Below are 19,176 nucleotides of genomic sequence, written 5' to 3'. Positions count from 1 at the left end.
CCGGGGCGTCCGCCGACCGGGCCGACTGAGGGGCCGACAGACGCCGAGGAGGCGGTCCTGTCAGCCGCGAGGCTTGAGAACCACGGGCACGACGCGGAAGCCACCCATGGGGGCCGCTTCACGTTCGGAATCACGGGCCGGTTCCGGAATGCCCACGGCCAGGATCGCCCTGGTCACCTCGCGCAGTTCCAGCCGTGCGAGGGGGCGACCCGGGCAGACGTGCGGACCGATTCCGTAGACCAAGTTGTCCTGCGCATTGCCGTCCGGGTCGAAAGCGTCGGGATCGCCGAAGACCGCGGGGTCCCGGTTGGCGTCCGCCCAGTTCAGAATCACCTTCTGGCCACCTGCCACGGGGCAACCGCCGATTTCCGTGTCCGCGGTGGCGACCCGCCGGTTGGACACGAAGGGGTCGTCGATCCGCAGGAACTCCTCCAAGATGGCATCCACCTCGGCATCGGAGGCGCCCTGGGCGATCCGCTCGGCAACCTCGGGGCGGCGGGCCAGGTGATGCAGGATCACGCCCGTGCACTGCGCGATCGAGGCGAGGTCTCCACCGGTCCAGTTGCGCAGGATCGACACGATCTCCTGGTCGGTGAGTTCACCGGCGGCGTCGTCGTGGATGAGCTGATCCGTGACGTCGGCGGTGCCGTCGGAACCGCGCCGCGGCTCGATGATCGAGTGAATGATGCGGTCGAAGTGCTCGGCCACCGCGGCGGTCCGGGCCAATTCTCCGGAGCGGGTGGCCTCCTGGTTCGCGCGGACCCAGTCGACCAGTTCCTCGGCCAGGTCGGCCGGCCAGCCCAACCAGGCCGACTGAGCGGCCACGGCGAACGGCATGCCGATCTGCTCCACCGCCTTGAGGGGGACTCCCAAGGGCAGGTTGCGGGCGATGTCGGTCGCGACGGCGCGGCAGGCGGGTTCGAAGTCCGCCATGGCTTCCGGCGTGAAATAGCGGTCGATCAGGGACCGAAACTTCGCGTGTTCCTGACCGTCCAAGCCGTTGGGGATCTGCAGGAACCGGGAAACGGCGCTGGAGAAGGTCCGCGGGTCCGTGGCTGCTTCCCGAACCGCCTCGTGCGAGTGGATTTCGACGATGCCGTCGGCCGTCAATGTCACGGGGGCGGAGGTACGGGAAGTGGTTTCGGGTCCGGGGTTCGGAGACTTCATGCCCCCGAATCTATGCCCGCCCGAGCGGTGATCCCCAACGGGTTCCGGGCGATGACACACCGTTGCAACGGAAACAGTTATGCGTGTCACATTCTGAGTTCGGTCCTAGGGTGTGACAAGGACGCTTGGTCCGCACTCGCGGCGTCGGCAGCCGAACTGGGTTGACGCAACCGGGTGAAGAAGACGACGAAAGGTCGACATCATGGAACTCAAGAACCTTCGACTTGCACCTTTGGCCGTGGCGACTGCTGCCGCATTGGCCCTGGTCGGTTGCGGTGGCGGCGGGGGTGAGTCCGGCGGTGACTCCTCTGCTTCGGAAAGCGCGTCCGGCTCGAGCTCGGAATCCGCAGGTGCGAGCGAGGGCGCTTCGGGCGGCGCCAGCGAGGGCGCGTCCGAGGGGGCTTCGGGTGGTGCGTCCGACGGTGCCAGCGGCGGCGCCTCTGAGGGTGCCAGCGGTGGGGCTTCCGACGGCCCAAGTGACGGTTCCGGCGACGCTGCTGCGGGCGGTGCGGCCGGTGGCAGCGAAGGCTCCGGCTCGAGCGGCAACGAGGAGATCACCGGCGGTTCGGAATCCGGCTCGGACAGTGGTTCCGGTTCCGGCTCCGGTTCGGGCGAGAGCGGTGGCGCCGCCGCTGGTGGCGACGCGGCCGCGGGCGGCAGCGATGCCGCGGCCGGTGGCGATGCAGCCGCCGGTGCGGGTGCCGGTTCGATCCCCGCGGGCGAGTACGCACTGCAGCCGGGCGACACGCTGGGCTCGATCGCCGAGCGTTCGGGCGTCCCGGTGGCCGACATCGTGGCTGCGAACGGTCTGCCCTCGAGCGACCTGGTCTACGCCGGTGAAACCATCACCATTCCTTCGCTGTGAACGGTGCGGTGACCCGGAACCCATGACTCCCGGGAACCTGCGACCCCCACGGGTCGGCAGCTGAACCGGCCAGTCGGACGGGAACCGGGTCACCGATGCGGCGACCTGACGGAACCGCCGGATTCACGATGCACGACGTCGTGAACCCGGCGGTTCCGTCGTGTTTGCGCTCGAGCGGGTCAAGTGGGGCTTGGCCCGGTCGCGCTCTGAGTCGCATGTCTCCTAGCCTGGGGCGGTGGCCTCTCCGCCCCGAAACGGGCGCGACCCGTGGCAGCGGTCCGTCAGGACTCCGTCACACGCCAGTACTCAGTGATCCCCGAACCAACCGTCAAGGAGTCTCCGCATGACCCAGACCGGTGTCGACCACGTCCCGAACCCGAACACCCGACCCGAGGCCGGTGGATTCGACAGCGCCGACTGGTGGCGGCAGGCCGTCGTGTACCAGATCTACCCCCGCAGTTTCCACGACGCGGACGGGGACGGCCTGGGCGACCTCCGCGGGGTCACGGAGAAGGCCGACTACCTGAAGGACCTGGGCATCGATGCGGTGTGGCTCAGCCCGTTCTACCCCTCACAGTTGGCCGACGGTGGGTACGACGTCGACGACTACCGCGACGTCGACCCTCGCCTCGGGTCCCTGGACGACTTCGATGCCATGGTCCACGCACTGCACGGTCGACGTATCAAGGTCGTGGTGGACATCGTGCCCAACCACAGTTCCAACCTGCACCGTTGGTTCCGGGAGGCCGTGGCTGCCGGCCCGGGTTCACTCGAGCGTGACCGCTACATCTTCCGAGACGGGCGGGGTGAAAGCGGTGAGCTCCCGCCGTCGGACTGGCAGTCCGTGTTCGGCGGCCCCGCCTGGACCCGGGTCACCGAACCCGACGGGGCACCCGGCCAGTGGTACATGCACATCTTCGCCAGCGAACAGCCCGACTGGAACTGGGACAACCCGGACGTCCATCAGGAGTTCCTGGACACCATCCGGTTCTGGGCGGACCGCGGGGTGGACGGCTTCCGGATCGACGTCGCCCACGCCCTGGCCAAGGATCTGGGCGAGGAACTGGTGGACAGCCACGCCCTGCCCAACGAATTCGAGGAGTTCGGCACCCACCCGTTCTGGGACCGGGACGAAGTCCACGACATCTACGCCGAATGGCGCCGCGCCTTCAACGAGTACGACCCTCCCCGGACCGCTGTGGCCGAAGCATGGGTGCACCCGGACCGGTTGGCGCGCTACGCAAGCCCCGACGGGCTCGGGCAGGCGTTCAGTTTCGACCTGCTGGAGGTCCCGTTCACCGCGGAGAACTTCCGGCGCGCGATCACCAAGAATCTCGACGAGGCTCGGCGCAGCGGTGCTTCCAGCACCTGGGTGTTGTCCAACCACGACGTCGTCCGCCACCCCACGCGCTACGGACTGGACCTGGACACGTTGCTCGAGCGCCTTGAAGAGCGCCCCCTGACACCATCGGGTGGAACGGACCTGAGCGTGGCCGCAAAGCAGTGGCTGCTCCTGGGCTCCCCGGAGGACCTGCTGGACCGCGACCGCGGACTGCGCCGGGCCCGCGCGGCCGAACTGTTGGTCCTGGCGCTGCCCGGGTCGGCGTACATCTACCAAGGGTCGGAACTTGGCCTGTACGAGGTCGTTGAGATCGACGACGATCAGCGCCAGGACCCGTCGTTCTTCCGCGACCCCGGCAAGGACCAGGGCAGGGACGGGTGCCGTGTTCCCCTTCCGTGGGAGCGCACCGCGCAGGACTTCGGGTTCGGCGGGCCCGCGCATCTGCCGCAACCCGAGTGGTTCGCCGGTCACGCTGCCGACGCCGAACTCTCCGATCCTGGATCCACGCTCAACCTGTACCGGAGTGCCCTGGCCGCGCGTCGTGAGATGCAGGCCGCCGAGGAACTCGAGTGGGGGCCGCTGAACGGTGGCGACGTCGTGCACATCGTGCGGCCCGACGGCTGGGAGTCGATCACCAACTTCGGGTCGGATCCGCTGCAGCTTCCGGAAGGCGGTGTCGTCGTCGTGAGCAGCCAGCCACTGCAGAGCAGCCTGCTTCCGCCGGAAACCACGGTCTGGTTGCGGCACCGAACCGGCGGACGGTGATGCCTGGACGTGACATGCTCGGCACATGCCGCACCTGATCATCGAGTACACGGCCGACCTCGACCTGCACCCCGACTTCGACGCCCGTGCCCTGTTGGGGGCCGGGTTGCAGGCGGTGAGAGACGCCGGTGTCTACGACATGCCCACTGCTAAGGGCCGGATCCGGCCTCTCGACGTCTTCAGCCTGGACCACCCCCACAGCGGAAAGGCGTTCGTGTCAGTGGTCCTGCGGATTCTTCCGGGTCGGACGGTCGAGCAGCGGCGTGACACGTCCCGGGCGATCACCGATGCCGTCGTGGCGACGCTGCCCGCCGCTGCCGCCGTGACCGTCAGTACAGAAGTGGTAGAGATGGAACGGGAGTCGTACACGAAAGTGGCCGTGGGCGTTCGCCCGGGCACGGAAAGCCGTTGATCAGAGTTCCTTGATCCGGCCCTTCCAGAACGCCCGCCACCGCTCGACGTCGTCGGGGTTCGTCAGGTTCACCTGGGAGGCGGCGACCAGAGTCTTGTCCGCGCTCTTAGGTGAGACGTCCACGTTCCCCCGGCTGCCGTCTGCGAGCGTCACGCCCCAGTGCAGGCGTTTGTCCGTGCCGGAGGTCCTGGGTCCGTCCGTCACGGTCAGTCCGTCGAGTTCGGTCAGGTCCCCGGTCAGCTCACACCATCGGTCGAAGACCTCCCGCATGGTTCCGGGCATGGTCCTGGTGGCCGAGACCTGGAACGTGCCGTCATGCGCCTGGCCGGGGATGCGGCGCCCGATCCACTGCTCATAGGCCACCGCCACGGATTGCGCCCACCACCCCGCGTTCTCCACAGCGGCTGGCATGGCGGCGTGGGCGGCCTGTGCCAGTTCCTTGTGCGGCAGGTCCGCCCCACCCGCGCCGTCGAGAATCTCTGCCCAGCGGCCCCACTCGACACCCGTGGCCTGAGTGATCGCGGGGGCCCGTCCGGGGTCGGCACCGCGCGCGCTCATGCCGAGTGTCCCAACGCCGTTGCGTAGGCGGCCTTCATGTTTTCCCAGCCGTAGGCGAAGGCGTCGTAGCCGACCACGCGCTCTGCGTTCTCGCCGCGGGCCAGCACTTCCAGGACGGCGAGGCACACGTGCCAGCCGGCGCCGCAAGCCGCCGCCATCTCCTCCGAGGTGCAGCGCATGACCAGATCCAGCTGCGTGCCCTGGTCCACCCTGGTCAACCGCCAGTCCAGCTGCTCCGGACCCCAGTGATGGATCAATCGAGTCGGTGACTCGGCGACCTCGACGGTTCCGTCCACGGGGTCGTCCTCGGGGTTCTCCTGCAGCGACGCCGGGCCCGGGGAGTCCAGTGCGCGGTCCGGTACGCACGGGGACCACTGCGCGAGTCCCTCCGGGGTGGTCAACAGTTCCCAGGCCCGTTCGGGGATGCACTCCAGCACCCGGGACAGTACGACGACGGTCGACGGCTCGCCGCTCTGAAGGTGGGTGGCCGGCCGGGGTTCATGCGCCTGCACTGCGGCCAACACGTGTGGCTGAACGGGTGCCGGGCTCTGATCTGCGTTCATGTGCGCAAGCATAGATGTGGGGCGCAAGCACGAACGGTCGTGATTGCGCCCCACAGCTCGCCTCAACGCTTGGCGGTGCTCAGATCCCCCAGAACCAGAGCCTCCGTGCGAGAGGTGTGCAGGTTGTCGATGTCGTTGAGCGTGCGGTTCTTGGTCTCCGTCGCGGTGAGCGCGGCGACGCCGGAAATCACGCAGGCACAGGACACCATGATCGCCACGGCCACCCAGTTGGTGCCGTCTTCACCGGCGAAGAACGAGGCCAGCGGCGGGGCGAAACCCCCAGAGAGGGCGAAGCCGATCTGGGTACCGAGCGCCAGCCCCGTGACGCGAACCCGCGTGGGGAACATCTCCGCGTAGAAGGACGGCCAGATGCCGTTGGCCATCGAGTAGAAGAACCCGGCCATAGTCGCGCCGAGCCCGAAGATCAGAGTCCAGTTCCCGGAGGACACGGCCGCCAGGTACGGGTAGGTCATGATCGCGGACCCCACTGCACCGGCGATGAACACGGGGCGTCGGCCGATGCGGTCGGCCACCATGGCGGCCAAGGGGATCGCACCCAGTGCCACGCCGTTGGCCAGAACCGCAACGAGCAACATGGTGGAACGGTCCAGGCCCACCACGGAAGTCCCGTAGGACAGCGCCCAGACCTGGAACACGATCAGGACGGTGTTGATCATGGCCGCGCAGGCGATGCGGATGACGGCGGCCTTGTGGAAGCGCAGAAGGTGGCTCAGAGGAGTGGCCTGGTCCTTGTGCTCCACGGCCTCCTTGAACTGGGGAGGTTCCTCCAGGGTCCGCCGAATGATGTAGGCGGCCACCACCACCAGCGCGGACATCCAGAACGGGATGCGCCAGCCCCAGGAGAACAGCTGCTCCTCCGTGAGGATGGAGGTGAAGGGGATGAAGACAGCGGTGGCCAACAGAGTGCCGAACTGGGTGCCCTGCAGCGTCCAGCTGGTGGTCAGCGCCCGGTGCCGTTCGGTCGAGTGCTCTAGGGACACCGAGATCGCGGAGGCCTGTTCCCCGGACGCGGACAGACCCTGGATGACGCGACACAGGACCAACAGGGCGGGTGCCACGAGGCCTACCTGGTCATAGGTTGGCAAGCAGCCCACCAGGAATGTTGCCCCGCCCATCAAGAACAGGGTCAGCATCATCACGAAGCGTCGACCGTACCGGTCTCCCAACGGCCCCATGATCAAGGCGCCCAAGGGGCGTACGACATACGCGATGCCCACCGTCGACATGGACAGCAAGATCGCCACCCCGGCGGATGCGTCCTCGGGGAAGAAGAGGTGATTGATCACCAGCGCGGCCGCGGTGCCGTAGACCGCGAAGTCGTAGTACTCGAGTGCCGATCCGACCCAGGCAGCCAGAGCGGCCTTCTTGGGTGTCTTGCGTGGTCCGGCCTGGGCCGTGGTTTCGGACATTGATCTTCCTTCAGGTCAGGGTGCGGGCCGTGTCACTCGACCGGCCGTTGAGCCTGCAGCCACCGATGCCGTCGTAGTTTTCACTATGTGGCAACTGTTGCCGAATAACTGTCGGACAAGCATGATGTGTGTCACACATGTACGTCAAGTGGCAACGTGTGCGGTCACCGCACATCCATTGGGAGCCCGAGAGACCGGAGCGCATTGGACGGGAAAACCTGGGAAGGGAGGGGCCGTGGTCGGAACGTCGGGGACCGTTCGGAAGGGTCTTGAAGTCCTGCGGGTCCTCGGCGATGCCCCGCAGGGTGCCACGGCGGCGGAAGTCACAGAATCCACGGGGTTCCCTTTCAGTACGGCCTACCGTCTGCTGGCCACCCTCGTGAGTTCGGATTTCGTCGAGTACGACGACGCCACGAAGCGCTACCACCTCGGACTGCGAGTCTTCGAGCTCGGCCACCGGGTGGCAAGCGCCAGGGGGTACGACGGCGTCGCCCTCACCGTGCTCAAAGAGGTCACGGAGCGTACGGGAGAGAGCACTCTCCTGGCGGTGCTGGACGGTGACCATTTCCTCACCGTGCACACGGTGGACGGGCCCCAGTTCAGAACGACGACGGACCCGGGCGATCGCGGTGAGTTGCACACCTCGGCGCTGGGCAAGGCGCTGCTTGCCTTCATGCCCGGCGCTGATCGGGAGCGGCTGGTGGAGTCCCTGGATCTGTCACCGCGCACCGAGGAATCACTGACCGATCGCGAAACATTGCGCAAAGAAATCGCGCAGACCCGTGAAAGAGGCTGGGCGGCTCAGCAAGGTGAGCACGACGACGGGATGGGAGCTGTGGCGGTTCCGGTGGTGACTCCGAATGGTCACCTCCTGGCGTCACTGGCGCTGGCGGCCCCTGTGTTCCGCTGCGATCCGGCGGAACTGGAGGCGCAGGTGCCCGTTCTGAAAGAGGCTGCAGCTCGGCTTGCAGTCCAGCTTCCCGTGCGGTGAGTGCCACGGGGTGGCCGCAGTATGAACTACGGCTCCGTGAGGAGTGGGAACTTTCCGTAAGAACTAAGGAATCTTAGGTTTCGGCGTGACCTGGCTCGCTTTAGAAGCTACGTTTACTTGTGGATTGCACAGCAGTCTGAGCGTTTGCAGTCACAGCCCTACTCCGGCGGTGACGTGCGGGCGCTCTCCTGCTCTCATGGGCTGAGGGCGGGTACGAGCAACGAACAGGAGTCATCATGGCCACCTTCAACATCGAAGAGCTCGAAAACGGCACCGTCTACGACCAGGACGGGAGCAAGGTGGGCAAGGTTGCCCAGCTCTACCTGGACGATGCCTCCGGCGAGCCCAACTGGGTCACCGTCAACACCGGATTGTTCGGCTCCAACGAGACCTTTGTCCCGCTGGACCGTGCTCGTGTGAACAACGGCGAGATCCACGTGCCGTACACCAAGGACTTCATCAAGGACGCCCCGAACCTGGACGCCGATGCGCACATCGACGAGCGCCAAGAGGACGACCTGTACCGCTACTACGGTATGGGTGGCGGTTCCGGTGACCGCGACGACCTCCTCGACCGCGACAACGATCGCAACGACGGCCGCGGCCGCAACGCCGCTGCAGCCGGCACTGCAGGCGCCGCAGGTGCTGCCGGCGGCATCGCGGGTTCGCGTCAGGACCGTGACGTCGAGGACGATCGTGCCCGTCTCGGCCACGACACCGGCGTCGGCGGAACCGGCCAGTACCCCGACGAGCGCGGCGACCACACGCGTGAGGGCAACCGCGGCCAGTACGGCCTGGATGCCGATTCCCGCGCCAACGCCGAAGGCGATGTGCGTGGCGACCGCGACGGCCGTGGTGCCCGCGACGGCTCCGGCGAGTCCGTGGTGCGTCACGAAGAAGAGCTGAACGTGGGCACCGAGCGAGTGCAGACCGGGCGTGCCCGTCTGCGCAAGCGCGTGGTCACCGAGCAGGAAACCGTGACCGTGCCGGTCGAGCGCGAAGAGGTCGAGGTCGTTCGTGAGCCGATCTCGGGCGGCGAAGCTCGCGGCGGCACTCTGGGCGAAGAGGACGTCGAGGTGACGCTCTCCGAGGAACGCCCCGTGGTGGACAAGAACGTTGTTGCCAAGGAGCGCGTCGGCCTGGACAAGAACGTCGTCCAGGACCAGGAGCGCATCCAGGCCGAGGTCGGCCGCGAAGAGGTCGAGGTGGTCGAGGGTGACGAGGGCCGCGACGGCCGCGACGATGACGGCCGCGGCCTGGGAGGTCGCAACCGTCGTTGATCGCAGGCGCCCGCGTGGCACTGCGGCAACGGCCTTTTCCCCGGTGACGTCCGTGGTCGGGGAGCGTGCCCTGGGCTGAGGAACCAGCCCCTCACCTGTGGGGTGTCCGGTGGTGGACCGGACACCCCACGGTCATGCCCGGAGCACTCACCCGCTCCTGCGGGTGAGTGCTCGTGAGCCGACCGACCGTCAATCCACGGCAGGCTCAAGGTGCAGCCGCAGGCCCTTCCAGCGGTGGCGGACCCAGCGATCGTGGGTACAGAGGATCACCGTCCCGGGCCAGTCCTCGAGGGCGATCTCCAGGTCCTCGACCAGGCCCAGGGCCAGGTGGTTGGTGGGTTCGTCCAGCAGCAGCAGGTCCGGCGGATCGGCCAGGATCGCCTGGAGCTGGTCGCGTCGTCGTTGCCCGGGGGTCAAGGGTTGGCAGGTGGCGGACGTGCGGCCGGCGTCGGTGGCGAGTTCGACCTCCTCCTGCGTCAGGGTGGCGACTCGGAGTTCCGGGTCCACCCACAGGTGCCCCGTGTCCAGTGCGAGGTCCCCGCTGAGCATGTTCAGCAGTGTCGATTTCCCCGCCCCGTTCGGTCCCGTCAGCAGCAGGTGATCGCCCGGTTTCAGGGTGAACGTCGTCGGAGCAAGACGGTTCGCGAGGCCGAGATTCGTGGCTCGCACGGCCACGGGACGATCCGCCGTGGCCTCGCCCGCTTCCGTCCCTGTCCCGGCCAAGGCGAACGGCCCGAAGTGCAACGGTCGGGGTGGGGGCAGGATGGCGTTGCGTTCCAACTCCTCCAACCTGCGCCGGGCGTTGCGGGAACGGCGCGTGAGCGTGGCCGCGGCCCGATCCGAATAGAACTTCTGGGCGATTCGTGCCTCCGACTTCGCGGTGGTCCGGTGGAAGACGTCGGAGGACTCCAGCGCGGCTTCGGTGCGCCAGCGCTGCAGCTGCTCTTCCTGGTCCGCGAACTGTTGCTCCCAGGTGCTCCGGAGCGCCTGGCGTTGTCGCAGGTAAACGCTGAAGTTGCCTGAATACACGGTCCCTTGGGTCCCGCCGCCGCGGCCGTGGGGGTCCAGGGACGGGTCCAGATCCACCAGTTGATCTGCCGCATGATCCAGGAACCAGCGATCGTGGCTGGCCACCAGAACGGGCCCGGCCCATCGCCGGAGTTCACCGGTCAGGAAGTCCGCCGCGTCGTCGTCCAGGTCCCACAGGCCGCGGGCATCAGCAGCGGCCAGCGTGCGATCCCAGGCTTCGGCCACCGTCGGGTCGTCGGGCTGGGCGGCCATGCCTTCTGCCAGTTCCTGAAGCTGCGTCTCGAGTGCGCGCACCGGGGCGACGGCGCGTTCGATCGCCGTCGTGACCGTGCCCCGGGATCCGCCCGCGGGGCGTTGGGACAGGTACCGCAACGACGGCGGTGCGGTGACCATACCTGCCGTCGGAACCAGGCCTCCGGCCACCAGGGTCAGCACCGTGGATTTCCCGGCGCCGTTCTCGCCGATCAGGCCCGTGACCTGGCCGGCCGCGGCCGTGAAGGACACATCGGTGAGGGTCGCCGCCGGGGCGGTGGCATAGGTGAACGAGACACCATCGAGGTGAATGTGGTCTCCACGGCGGCGGTTCGTCAGAGGTGAAGGAGGAGGTGAAATCTGCTCGGGCACGTTGCTCCCGGGTGAAGTGTGGGAGCCCCGCCGGGCATGGGTTCCGTCAACCGATTTGACCCCACCGCGTGGGGGAGCCTCGGAACGGAACGCCGCGGACGCGGGGCGTGGTCACCTTCACAGCTTCATGCCCATCACCCTAGACCAGGGTGTGGAGCCGTGCCAGGGACTTGGTCACACGCGCGCGACCGGCACCATCCGGGCGCGTGCGTTCGAGGAGGAGACCACCTGCTTGCCGAATGGGAAACAGGTCACCGGGATGAGCTTGAGGTTCGCCCAGGCCAACGGGAGGCCGATGATCGTCGCGGCCTGCGCCAGGGCCGTCACCACGTGACCCACGGCCAGCCACAGTCCGGCGACCAGGAACCAGATGACGTTGCCGATCGTGCTCAGGCCGGTGGGCGGGCCGACGTCGACGACCTCGCGCCCGAACGGCCACAGCACGAAATTCGCAATGCGGAACGAGGCCAGGCCGAAGGGAATCGTGACGATCAGCAGGCAGGCGACGACGCCGGCCAGGACGTACCCGAGGAACAGGACCCACCCCGCGGTCACCAGCCAGACGATGTTCAGGATCAGCGAGATCAGTGAGCGCATGTGTCAACCATACGCAGACCCGGCGGGTGCGGTCAGGGGCTGGTGACGGTTGCCTCGCGCTGTCAGCGAACGCGGTGCTTCTGGCGGTGCTTCTGGTGGCGGGAGACCAGCGCGCCCGTGATCACCAGGACCACGACCAACAGCGAGGTGGCCACGATCTGGAACCGTACGTCGGGGACGGTCAGACCGAGCCCGATGATGGCAACCACGACCACCAGGGCCACGATGTTGGTCCACGGGAACAACGGTGCGGCGTACGGCCACGGCGTTGACTCCCGGTGCGCACGACGGCGCAGGATCAGGTGGGAGACCAGGGTGGCCAGCCAGGTCACGATCAGCGTGGAGCCCACGATGTTCAGGAGGATGCCCAAGATCTCCTCCGCCCACAGGTAGTTCAGTCCCACGCAGATGAAACCGAAGGCCGTGGAGGCCAGGACGGCCGGAACCGGTACGCGACTGGAGTTGGTGCGTCTCATGACTCCTGGGGCCAGCCCGCGCTCGGCCAGGGAGAAGATCATGCGTGATGCGCCGTAGAGGTTGGCGTTGAGGGAGGACAGCAGGGCGATCACGATCACGATGCCCAGCACCGCCCCGAGCCCGGGGAGCCCCGCGGCATCCAGCGTGGCCACGAACGGCGAGGAAGCCAGGGCCTCGGAATCCCAGGGCAGGGCGATGACCATGATGGCCACGGAGCCCATGTAGAACAGCAGGATGCGCCACACGATGGTGCGCACCGCCCGCGAAACGTTCCGAGCGGGGTCGGCCGTCTCGGCTGCGGCCACCGCCACGATCTCGATGCCGCCGAAGGCGAAGGCCACCACCAGCAGCCCCGCAGCCACACCGCCCAGACCCATGGGGAGGAATCCGCCGTGTTCGGTGAGGTTGCTCAGGCCGGGGGAGTCCGCCGGGGTCCCGCCGAACAGGAACACGAGTCCCACGATCAGGAACGCGACCACCGCGCCGACCTTGAGCAGGGAGAACCAGAACTCGAACTCGCCGAACTTCCCCACCCCCAGCAGATTGATGCCCGTGAACACGATCATGAAGACCAGGGCCAACAACCACTGCGGGAAGACCGGCCACAGGCCCACGAGCAACTGCGCGGAGGCGGTGGCCTCGGCGGCAATGACCAGACACAGCTGGATCCACCACAACCAGCCCACGGTGAACCCCACCGCCGGACCCATGGCGCGCTCGGCATACACGGAGAACGCGCCTGAGGCGGGTGCTGCGGCGACCATCTCGCCCAGGGAACGCATGACCAGGATGACCACCAGGCCGGCGATGGCGTACGAGAGCAGAACGGCCGGTCCCGCCGCGGCGATCCCGCCTCCCGACCCGATGAACAGTCCCGCGCCGATGGCCGAGCCCAGACTCATCATCACCAGGTGCCGCGCCTTCATGGACGTGCCCAGGTGGTGGCTGATCTGGGGGGACTGTGCTCCGGAGGGCTCGGTGGTCTCCGGTCCGGAACTGCGCGTGGTGGTGTTGCGCGGATCGCTGGCGGGGGAACTCATTGGGTGAACTTAGCACTGCCCTTGAGCCGCACCCGCACCGCCTGTGACTATAGGTGTTCTGGATCACAGTCAGAGTGAGTCTTCAGCTCGGCGATATGAGTGGGGAGTGGGCACGAAGGATCGGAAAGTTGCAGTCGTCGGCGCCGGTATCGGGGGTCTGACACTCGGGATCGAGCTGCGCCGCCGCGGCGTCGACGTCGAGATCTGGGAAGCCACGCACGAGCTGCGTGAGGTCGGGGCCGCCGTCGCGCTCTCGGCCAACGCAACCCGTTTCTACCTGGAGCGCTTCCGGCTCGAGCGCGAACTGAGCGCCGACGCCGCGGAGGTCGACGGCCTGATCCACCGTGACGGGCGCACGGGTGAGGTGGTCGGGCGACATCACACCAAGGAGAGCTACCGCGAACGCTTCGGCGCCCCGTACTACGGGATCCACCGGGCGGATCTGCAGCGCATCCTCTCGGGAGCCTTCGGCCGGGACGGCCTCCACCTGGGCAAGCGCGTGGTGGGTGTCGACGACGGTGCGGACCGTGCCAGGCTGCGTTTCGAGGACGGTGACACGGCCGAGGCCGACCTTGTGATCGGGGCCGACGGCGCCCGGTCGGGCATCCGCAGGCAGCTTCTGGGCTACGACGACGCCCTGTTCTCCGGGACTGTTGCCTCCCGTGGCATCGTCAGCCCGGAATCCCTGGACCTGCTGCCGGATCCGGAGGCTATTCAGTTCTGGATGGGTCCCGGGGCGCACCTGCTGCACTACCCGATCGGCTCGGGGAACAGAACTTCTTCCTGGTCCAGCGGGTGCCCTCGCCATGGCCCCATACGGGCTGGGTGGCCCCGGTGGAGGACGGCACGCACCTGGCCGGTTTCGAGGACTGGCACCCGGCGGTCCGACAGATGATCTCCGCCGTACCCGTCACGCAACGCTGGGCCCTGTTCCATCGACCGCCGCTGTCCTGCTGGTCCCGGGGGCGTGTGACGCTGTTGGGGGACGCGGCACACGCACTGGTCCCGCACCACGGCCAGGGGGCCAATCAATCTATCGAGGACGCGATCGTGCTCGCGGACCAACTCACCGGGACCGCGGACTGGGACGCCGCGCGTCGTCGGTACGAACAACTCCGCCGCGGACGGACCCGCAAGGTCCAGTCCGCCTCCATCATCACCGCGGACGTCCTGCATCTGCCGGACGGGCCGCGGGCCGATGAACGGAACGTGCGGCTGGCCTCGCCGGGCATGTTCGACCGTCACCTGAGCTGGATCCACGGGTTCCGCGCCGATGTGGACACCCCCGACGACGCCGGCGGCGGGACCCGGCTGTGAAAGCGGGCTTCATTCCCGGCGCTTGAGATAGATCTCGCGGCGGACGGTGGCCACTGTCTGCCCGTCGTCATCGATCAGGTCCGTGCTGAACCAGCGCAGGACGCGCTCGCCGGTGTCCGCGGCGGCAAGCAGCTCCTCCAAGGTGCCCTGGTCCAGCGCGAATTCGGCGTGGAGGTGTCCGTGCCCGGGGCGACGGAAACGAGCCACCACCTGGCGGTCCCAGACGATGTACTCCGACCCCAGGTTCTTCATCAGGATCAGCATCCAGAACGGATCCGTGGCCGAGAGCATGGTCCCGCCGAAGACCGTGCCCACGTAGTTCGACGTCCACGGGCGTGCACGGATCGTCACCCGGACGCGGCGCCAGTCCGGGGCGATCTCCCGGACCTGCACGCCGGCCCCCAGGAAGGGTGGCCAGAGTGACATCCCCATCGCCAAGGCCTTGGGGGATTTGAGTGCCCGCTTGACCGGGCCGACAGATTGCTGGGTGGCGCTGCTACGGGCCATGACCTACCTCACGTCGTCGTGATGTTGCACGCTGTGCAAATACTTGGCACGATCTTATCCCGTGGACCTCACCCCCACCACTCCGCCGAGCGACAAGCGCGAAGCCCTCAAGTGGTACAACCGCCGGGCGATCGTGGTGGCTGCCGCTGCCCTGGCGCGCGAGCGGGGACTGAGCGGGTTCACCGTCAATGACCTGGCCAAGGAGGCCGGGGTCTCCCGTCGGACGATCTTCAATCACTTCTCCGGGACTGAGGATGCGGTGCTTGGGTCCTTCACGGACAGCGTTTCCGGGCTCTACGGGGACTTCAACGACCTGATCGGTGCCCGGCGATTCCCCGACCTGTCCGCGGCCCTGGATGCCTTTGCCGATGCGGCAGCGCAGCTGGACGTGATCGGCACCGTCTGCCAGGCCGTCTTCCCGTTCCTGCCGAACACCTTGACGGAAGCTTCTGCCCCGGACTCTCCGACCTGTGTGCCCCGTCGCCCCCGGAAGCTTCCGGCCGAGGGCTCCGATGAACTCGGGCTGGTGGCGCTGCGGGCAACGGACTCCGTGAACCGGGAAATCGTGGGGCTGCTCAACAACCGCGTCGACGACGCCGACCCCTTCGAGGCCCACCTCCTGGGCGAGTACCTGATCACCACCATGACCGTGTGCGTGGACCGTTGGTTCGCGGCCACCGGTGGCGACCTGACGGACCAGACCCGCAAGCTCTGGCAGGACCTTCTCAGCCATGCCATGGACTCCCTCCGAAGGGGCTTCGGCCCCTGAATCGTCCTGGCCACCCAGGACCACTCGGCGGCCTGCACCGCCTCCCGATCCAAGAACCTGATTCACCGCAAGACACACACGAAAGGTCTTCCCCGTGGCAAAACTCCTCTACCGCCTGGGGCGCGCAGCCGCCCATCGCGCCTGGTTGGTGATCACCGCCTGGCTCGCGATCCTGGCGCTGTCCGTGGGCGCGTTCCTGACCTTCGGCGGCACCTTGAGCTCGCAGTTCGAGATCCCCGGGACCGAAACGCAGCGCCTGGCCGACCAGCTCTCCGACGAGCTGCCATCGGCCAACGAGGGCGTGGGTACCATCGTGTTCAGCACGGAGGACGGCTCCGAGTTCACGGACGCGCAGAAGAAGGAGATCGGCGATGCCCTGAACCAGGCCGGTGAGGTCTCCGGGGTGTCCGCCGTGAGCAACCCGTTCCAGGCGCAGGACGACCTGGAATCCCAGCAACAGCAGATCGACGACGGCGCCGGACAGCTCGATCAGCTCATCCAGCTGCGGGATTCGGGGCAGCTGGAGGCGGCCGTGGCCTCCGGTGCGGTGCCGGAGGGCGTGACGCCGGAGTCCGTGGACCAGCAGGAGGCCCAGCTGGAAGTGGGCCAGCGCAGCATGGACCTCATGGGGGACTACGGCTTCGTGTCTCCTGACGGATCCACCGCCATCTCCGCCGTGAACTTCCACGCGGCACAGCCGGAGATCGAACCCGAAGACCAGAAGGGCGTCATGTCGGCTATCGACGACGCCGACATCGACGGGGTCCAGGTCAACTACTCGACCGAACTCGCGCAGAGCATGGAGATCTTCGGTGCCGGGGAGGTCGTCGGACTGATCGTGGCCGCGATCGTCCTGTTCATCATGCTGCGCACCTTCGTGGGGGCCGCGCTGCCGGTCCTGACCGCGCTGGTGGGGGTGGGTGTGGCCGCAACCGCGGCGCTCTCCCTGTCCGGAGTGGTCCAGATGGCCTCGGTGACCCCGGTGCTGGGGCTCATGCTGGGTCTGGCCGTGGGCATCGACTACAGCCTCTTCGTGCTCAACCGGCACCGACAGAACCTTCGTAGCGGCGTCGAGATCCACGAGTCCATCGGGCTGGCCACCGGAACCGCCGGCGCCGCCGTCGTCTTTGCGGGCACGACCGTGGTCATCGCCCTGGTTGCCCTGGGGATTTCCGGGATCCCGTTCCTGGGTCTCATGGGTGGGGTGGCTGCGTTCTCGGTCCTGGTGGCCGTCCTTATCACGATCACCCTGACCCCTGCCTTGTTGAGCGTCGTGGGACTGCGCATCCTGCCCAAGAGGCACCGGGAGCAGATCCGAGCGGGCCACGTGGTGGAAGAGGTGGCCCACGTCAAGACCCCGCGGGCCGTGCGGCACCCCCTGCTGACCGTGATTGCGGGTTCCGCCGTGCTGATCCTGCTGGCCATCCCGGTGCTGTCCATGCGCCTGGGCCTTCCGGACGGCTCGTCGGAACCTGCCGACTCGACGCAGTACCAGGCCTACCAGATCGTCGACGAGACCTTCGGTGCAGGGCGCAACGGCCCCATGACCGTCGTGGTCGAATACCCCGAGGAGCTCTCCGAATCGGAGGCCAATGACCTCCAGCTGAAGGTCGGTGAGGAGATCGCCGGGCTCGACGACGTCAAGAACGTTGTCCCCGCCCCGCTGGAGGACGGCACCAACCTGGCTCTGCTCCAGGTGGTCCCCGAATCCGGACCGGCGGATCCCGCCACCGAGACCCTGGTCGACGAGATCCGTGCCCTGTCCCCGGACTACCAGTCCTCCGACGACGCGAGCGTGGGCGTTGCCGGTACCACGGCCGCCAACATCGACATCAGCCAGGTGCTGGCCGACGCTCTGCCCCTGTACCTGGGGGTGGTCATCGCGATCTCCCTGCTGCTGTTGATCCTGGTCTTCCGCTCCATCGTGGTCCCCGTCATCGCCTCCCTCGGCTTCCTGCTCTCGCTGGCGGCCGGTATGGGCGCCCTGGTGGCGGTCTACCAGTGGGGCTGGCTGGGCGGTCTGTTCGGGGTCTCCGACCCGGGGCCGATCCTCAGCTTCCTGCCCACGTTGATGGTCGGCATCCTGTTCGGCCTGGCGATGGACTATCAGCTGTTCATCGCCACCGGGATGCGGGAGGCCTACGTGTACGGTCACCCGTCGCGGGTCGCCGTCGTGCGAGGTCTGGTGGGGGCGCGGGCCGTGGTCACGGCCGCGGCGATCATCATGACCTCCGTGTTCTCCGGCTTCATCTTCAGCCACCTGGCCATGATCCGGCCCATGGGCTTCGGCTTGGCCGTCGGGGTGCTCCTGGATGCCTTCGTGGTGCGCTTGACGATCATGCCGGCGCTCATGACCCTGCTGGGGGACAAGGCGTGGTGGCTGCCCAAGTGGCTGGACCGCATCCTGCCCAACGTGGACGTGGAGGGCGACTCCTTGCGCAAGGACAGCGCTCCGGTGGAATCCCCGGACGCCAAGCGGGAACGCGAGGCCCGGGAGAGCGTGGACACGGAGGTCGCCGCGGCCCTGGCTGGGAAGCGGTCCCGGTCGGCGCGCTGAGGGCTCGGGGCCACCTGTCGGCGAACACCGTTTACTTCGGGTCACGCGGTGGAGATGATGGGGGTATCCAAGCCATCAGCACGCTGAGCATGTGTGCTTCGGTTCGACGGAAGGGGTCATCATGGCCGGCAAGAACACGAACAAGACCGCCAGCAAGAACACCACCAAGAACACCGGCAAGAGTGCGGCGGCGGTTGCCCACTACACCGTCCCGGGTCTGAGCGATCAGCAGGGCCTGGAACTGGCATCGGTCCTCCAGGGTCGCCTGCATGCCCTCAACGACCTGCAGCTGACCCTCAAGCACGCGCACTGGAACGTCACGGGCCGCGGCTTCATCAGCGTCCACGAGATGCTGGATCCCCAGGTGGAGCTGGTCCGCGGGTTCGTCGACGAGGTCGCCGAGCGCATCGCCACCCTCGGCTATTCGCCCAACGGCCTGTCCGGGGCGATCGTGGCCGAGCGGACCTGGGACGACTACTCGATCGGTCGCGCGGGTGTCTACGAGCACCTTGCGGCTCTGGACCTGGTCTACACGGGGCTGCTCGAGGACCACCGTGCGGCCCTGGAGACCGCGGGGCGGATCGATCCCGTCACGGAGGACATGCTGATCGGCCAGGTGCGGGAACTCGAACTGTTCCAGTGGTTCGTCCGCGCGCACCTGGAGAACAACAGCGGTGAACTCGAGACCGCCGGCGCCCGCACGGAGAAGGGCGCCGCCGGAAAGGTCCGCGGCCGCAAGCGCTGATGCGGTACCGGCGACCCCCGCTCTGACGGGCAGGGTTTCGTCACCCGAGTCGACGAGGAGGGGGGGGGGGGGCCCCCCCTCCGCCGGGGGGGCCGGGGCCTGGCCGCGCGGCCTCCCCGGCCCCACTGCCACCCGCTCTGG

18 protein-coding genes are annotated in these 19,176 nt (G+C 67.7%); 10 read left to right on the top strand and 8 right to left on the bottom strand.

Going from position 1 to position 19,176, the window contains the following annotated elements; translation table 11 throughout:
• Positions 1 to 60: 60 nt before the first annotated feature.
• Entirely contained in the window at positions 61 to 1,167 is a 1,107-nt protein-coding gene (locus tag GWK18_RS08780; protein ID WP_123824456.1) for a cytochrome P450, read from the bottom strand.
• Positions 1,168 to 1,369: 202 nt separating this feature from the next.
• Here GWK18_RS08780 and GWK18_RS08775 point away from each other — a divergent pair, with 202 nt between their 5' ends.
• From GWK18_RS08775 to GWK18_RS08765, 3 genes are all read left to right on the top strand, one after another.
• The gene (locus tag GWK18_RS08775; RefSeq protein WP_166834671.1) at positions 1,370 to 2,032 is read left to right on the top strand and encodes a LysM domain-containing protein; all 663 of its coding nucleotides are present in this window, start codon (positions 1,370 to 1,372) and stop codon (positions 2,030 to 2,032) included.
• A gap of 343 nt (positions 2,033 to 2,375) precedes the next feature.
• Positions 2,376 to 4,139: a glycoside hydrolase family 13 protein gene (locus GWK18_RS08770; protein ID WP_166834669.1), complete on the top strand. Its 1,764-nt coding sequence runs from the start codon at positions 2,376 to 2,378 to the stop codon at positions 4,137 to 4,139.
• Positions 4,140 to 4,164: 25 nt separating this feature from the next.
• A complete protein-coding gene (locus tag GWK18_RS08765) occupies positions 4,165 to 4,551 on the top strand; it encodes a hypothetical protein (RefSeq protein ID WP_123824459.1) in 387 nt (128 codons plus the stop codon).
• Here GWK18_RS08765 and GWK18_RS08760 read toward each other — a convergent pair whose 3' ends face one another.
• From GWK18_RS08760 to GWK18_RS08750, 3 genes are all read right to left on the bottom strand, one after another.
• Entirely contained in the window at positions 4,552 to 5,109 is a 558-nt protein-coding gene (locus tag GWK18_RS08760) for a hypothetical protein (RefSeq protein WP_166834667.1), read from the bottom strand.
• On the bottom strand, positions 5,106 to 5,672 hold the full coding sequence (locus GWK18_RS08755) for an SRPBCC domain-containing protein (RefSeq protein ID WP_166834665.1): 567 nt from the start codon (positions 5,670 to 5,672) through the stop codon (positions 5,106 to 5,108). Before GWK18_RS08755 ends, GWK18_RS08760 begins: the two co-directional genes overlap by 4 nt.
• A 62-nt stretch (positions 5,673 to 5,734) precedes the next feature.
• Entirely contained in the window at positions 5,735 to 7,102 is a 1,368-nt protein-coding gene (locus tag GWK18_RS08750; protein ID WP_166834663.1) for an MFS transporter, read from the bottom strand.
• Between the two features lie 235 nt (positions 7,103 to 7,337).
• On the opposite strand from GWK18_RS08750, the gene GWK18_RS08745 reads away from it, so the two are divergent.
• Positions 7,338 to 8,093, top strand: a complete 756-nt coding sequence (locus GWK18_RS08745; RefSeq protein ID WP_348535906.1) for an IclR family transcriptional regulator — start codon at positions 7,338 to 7,340, stop codon at positions 8,091 to 8,093.
• Positions 8,094 to 8,329: 236 nt separating this feature from the next.
• A complete protein-coding gene (locus GWK18_RS08740) occupies positions 8,330 to 9,373 on the top strand; it encodes a PRC and DUF2382 domain-containing protein (RefSeq protein WP_166834659.1) in 1,044 nt (347 codons plus the stop codon).
• Between the two features lie 189 nt (positions 9,374 to 9,562).
• On the opposite strand, the gene GWK18_RS08735 is transcribed toward GWK18_RS08740, so the two are convergent.
• From GWK18_RS08735 to GWK18_RS08725, 3 genes are all read right to left on the bottom strand, one after another.
• A complete protein-coding gene (locus GWK18_RS08735; protein ID WP_348535905.1) occupies positions 9,563 to 10,906 on the bottom strand; it encodes an ATP-binding cassette domain-containing protein in 1,344 nt (447 codons plus the stop codon).
• Between the two features lie 294 nt (positions 10,907 to 11,200).
• Positions 11,201 to 11,623 carry a YccF domain-containing protein gene (locus GWK18_RS08730; protein WP_166834657.1) on the bottom strand — a complete coding sequence of 141 codons (423 nt, stop codon included), beginning with the start codon at positions 11,621 to 11,623 and terminating at the stop codon, positions 11,201 to 11,203.
• A 62-nt stretch (positions 11,624 to 11,685) separates the two neighbouring features.
• Positions 11,686 to 13,140, bottom strand: coding sequence for an amino acid permease (locus GWK18_RS08725; RefSeq protein ID WP_209280917.1), 1,455 nt, complete (start codon positions 13,138 to 13,140; stop codon positions 11,686 to 11,688).
• A 106-nt stretch (positions 13,141 to 13,246) separates the two neighbouring features.
• Between GWK18_RS08725 and GWK18_RS12915 the strand changes: the two genes are divergently transcribed.
• Both GWK18_RS12915 and GWK18_RS12910 read left to right on the top strand, forming a co-directional pair.
• Entirely contained in the window at positions 13,247 to 14,035 is a 789-nt protein-coding gene (locus GWK18_RS12915; protein WP_209280916.1) for an FAD-dependent monooxygenase, read from the top strand.
• Positions 13,966 to 14,457: an FAD-dependent monooxygenase gene (locus GWK18_RS12910; RefSeq protein ID WP_348535904.1), complete on the top strand. Its 492-nt coding sequence runs from the start codon at positions 13,966 to 13,968 to the stop codon at positions 14,455 to 14,457. The genes GWK18_RS12915 and GWK18_RS12910 overlap by 70 nt, the downstream gene beginning before the upstream one ends.
• 9 nt (positions 14,458 to 14,466) lie before the next feature.
• Here the strand turns inward: GWK18_RS12910 and GWK18_RS08715 are convergent, their stop codons facing one another.
• Positions 14,467 to 14,964, bottom strand: coding sequence for a DUF4442 domain-containing protein (locus tag GWK18_RS08715; protein WP_233568662.1), 498 nt, complete (start codon positions 14,962 to 14,964; stop codon positions 14,467 to 14,469).
• Positions 14,965 to 15,025: 61 nt separating this feature from the next.
• On the opposite strand from GWK18_RS08715, the gene GWK18_RS08710 reads away from it, so the two are divergent.
• The 3 genes from GWK18_RS08710 to GWK18_RS08700 all read left to right on the top strand — a co-directional run bounded on the left by GWK18_RS08710 (position 15,026) and on the right by GWK18_RS08700 (position 19,035).
• Entirely contained in the window at positions 15,026 to 15,733 is a 708-nt protein-coding gene (locus tag GWK18_RS08710; RefSeq protein WP_166834655.1) for a helix-turn-helix domain-containing protein, read from the top strand.
• Positions 15,734 to 15,827: 94 nt separating this feature from the next.
• Positions 15,828 to 18,290, top strand: coding sequence for an MMPL family transporter (locus GWK18_RS08705; protein WP_166834653.1), 2,463 nt, complete (start codon positions 15,828 to 15,830; stop codon positions 18,288 to 18,290).
• Between the two features lie 121 nt (positions 18,291 to 18,411).
• On the top strand, positions 18,412 to 19,035 hold the full coding sequence (locus GWK18_RS08700; RefSeq protein ID WP_123824468.1) for a DNA starvation/stationary phase protection protein: 624 nt from the start codon (positions 18,412 to 18,414) through the stop codon (positions 19,033 to 19,035).
• The last annotated feature ends 141 nt before the right edge of the window (positions 19,036 to 19,176 follow it).

This window comes from Kocuria sp. JC486, assembly GCF_011602805.1.
Classification (GTDB): Bacteria; Actinomycetota; Actinomycetes; order Actinomycetales; family Micrococcaceae; genus Kocuria; species Kocuria soli.
This window is presented reverse-complemented; position numbering and strand designations above follow the sequence as displayed.

Bases quoted from the DNA above. Each gene is read 5' to 3' on its own strand.
- GWK18_RS08780 (WP_123824456.1), bottom strand. From the start codon at position 1,167: ATGAAGTCTCCGAACCCCGGACCCGAAACCACTTCCCGTACCTCCGCC.
- GWK18_RS08775 (WP_166834671.1), top strand. From the start codon at position 1,370: ATGGAACTCAAGAACCTTCGACTTGCACCTTTGGCCGTGGCGACTGCT.
- GWK18_RS08770 (WP_166834669.1), top strand. From the start codon at position 2,376: ATGACCCAGACCGGTGTCGACCACGTCCCGAACCCGAACACCCGACCC.
- GWK18_RS08765 (WP_123824459.1), top strand. From the start codon at position 4,165: ATGCCGCACCTGATCATCGAGTACACGGCCGACCTCGACCTGCACCCC.
- GWK18_RS08760 (WP_166834667.1), bottom strand. From the start codon at position 5,109: ATGAGCGCGCGCGGTGCCGACCCCGGACGGGCCCCCGCGATCACTCAG.
- GWK18_RS08755 (WP_166834665.1), bottom strand. From the start codon at position 5,672: ATGAACGCAGATCAGAGCCCGGCACCCGTTCAGCCACACGTGTTGGCC.
- GWK18_RS08750 (WP_166834663.1), bottom strand. From the start codon at position 7,102: ATGTCCGAAACCACGGCCCAGGCCGGACCACGCAAGACACCCAAGAAG.
- GWK18_RS08740 (WP_166834659.1), top strand. From the start codon at position 8,330: ATGGCCACCTTCAACATCGAAGAGCTCGAAAACGGCACCGTCTACGAC.
- GWK18_RS08730 (WP_166834657.1), bottom strand. From the start codon at position 11,623: ATGCGCTCACTGATCTCGCTGATCCTGAACATCGTCTGGCTGGTGACC.
- GWK18_RS08725 (WP_209280917.1), bottom strand. From the start codon at position 13,140: ATGAGTTCCCCCGCCAGCGATCCGCGCAACACCACCACGCGCAGTTCC.
- GWK18_RS08715 (WP_233568662.1), bottom strand. From the start codon at position 14,964: ATGGCCCGTAGCAGCGCCACCCAGCAATCTGTCGGCCCGGTCAAGCGG.
- GWK18_RS08700 (WP_123824468.1), top strand. From the start codon at position 18,412: ATGGCCGGCAAGAACACGAACAAGACCGCCAGCAAGAACACCACCAAG.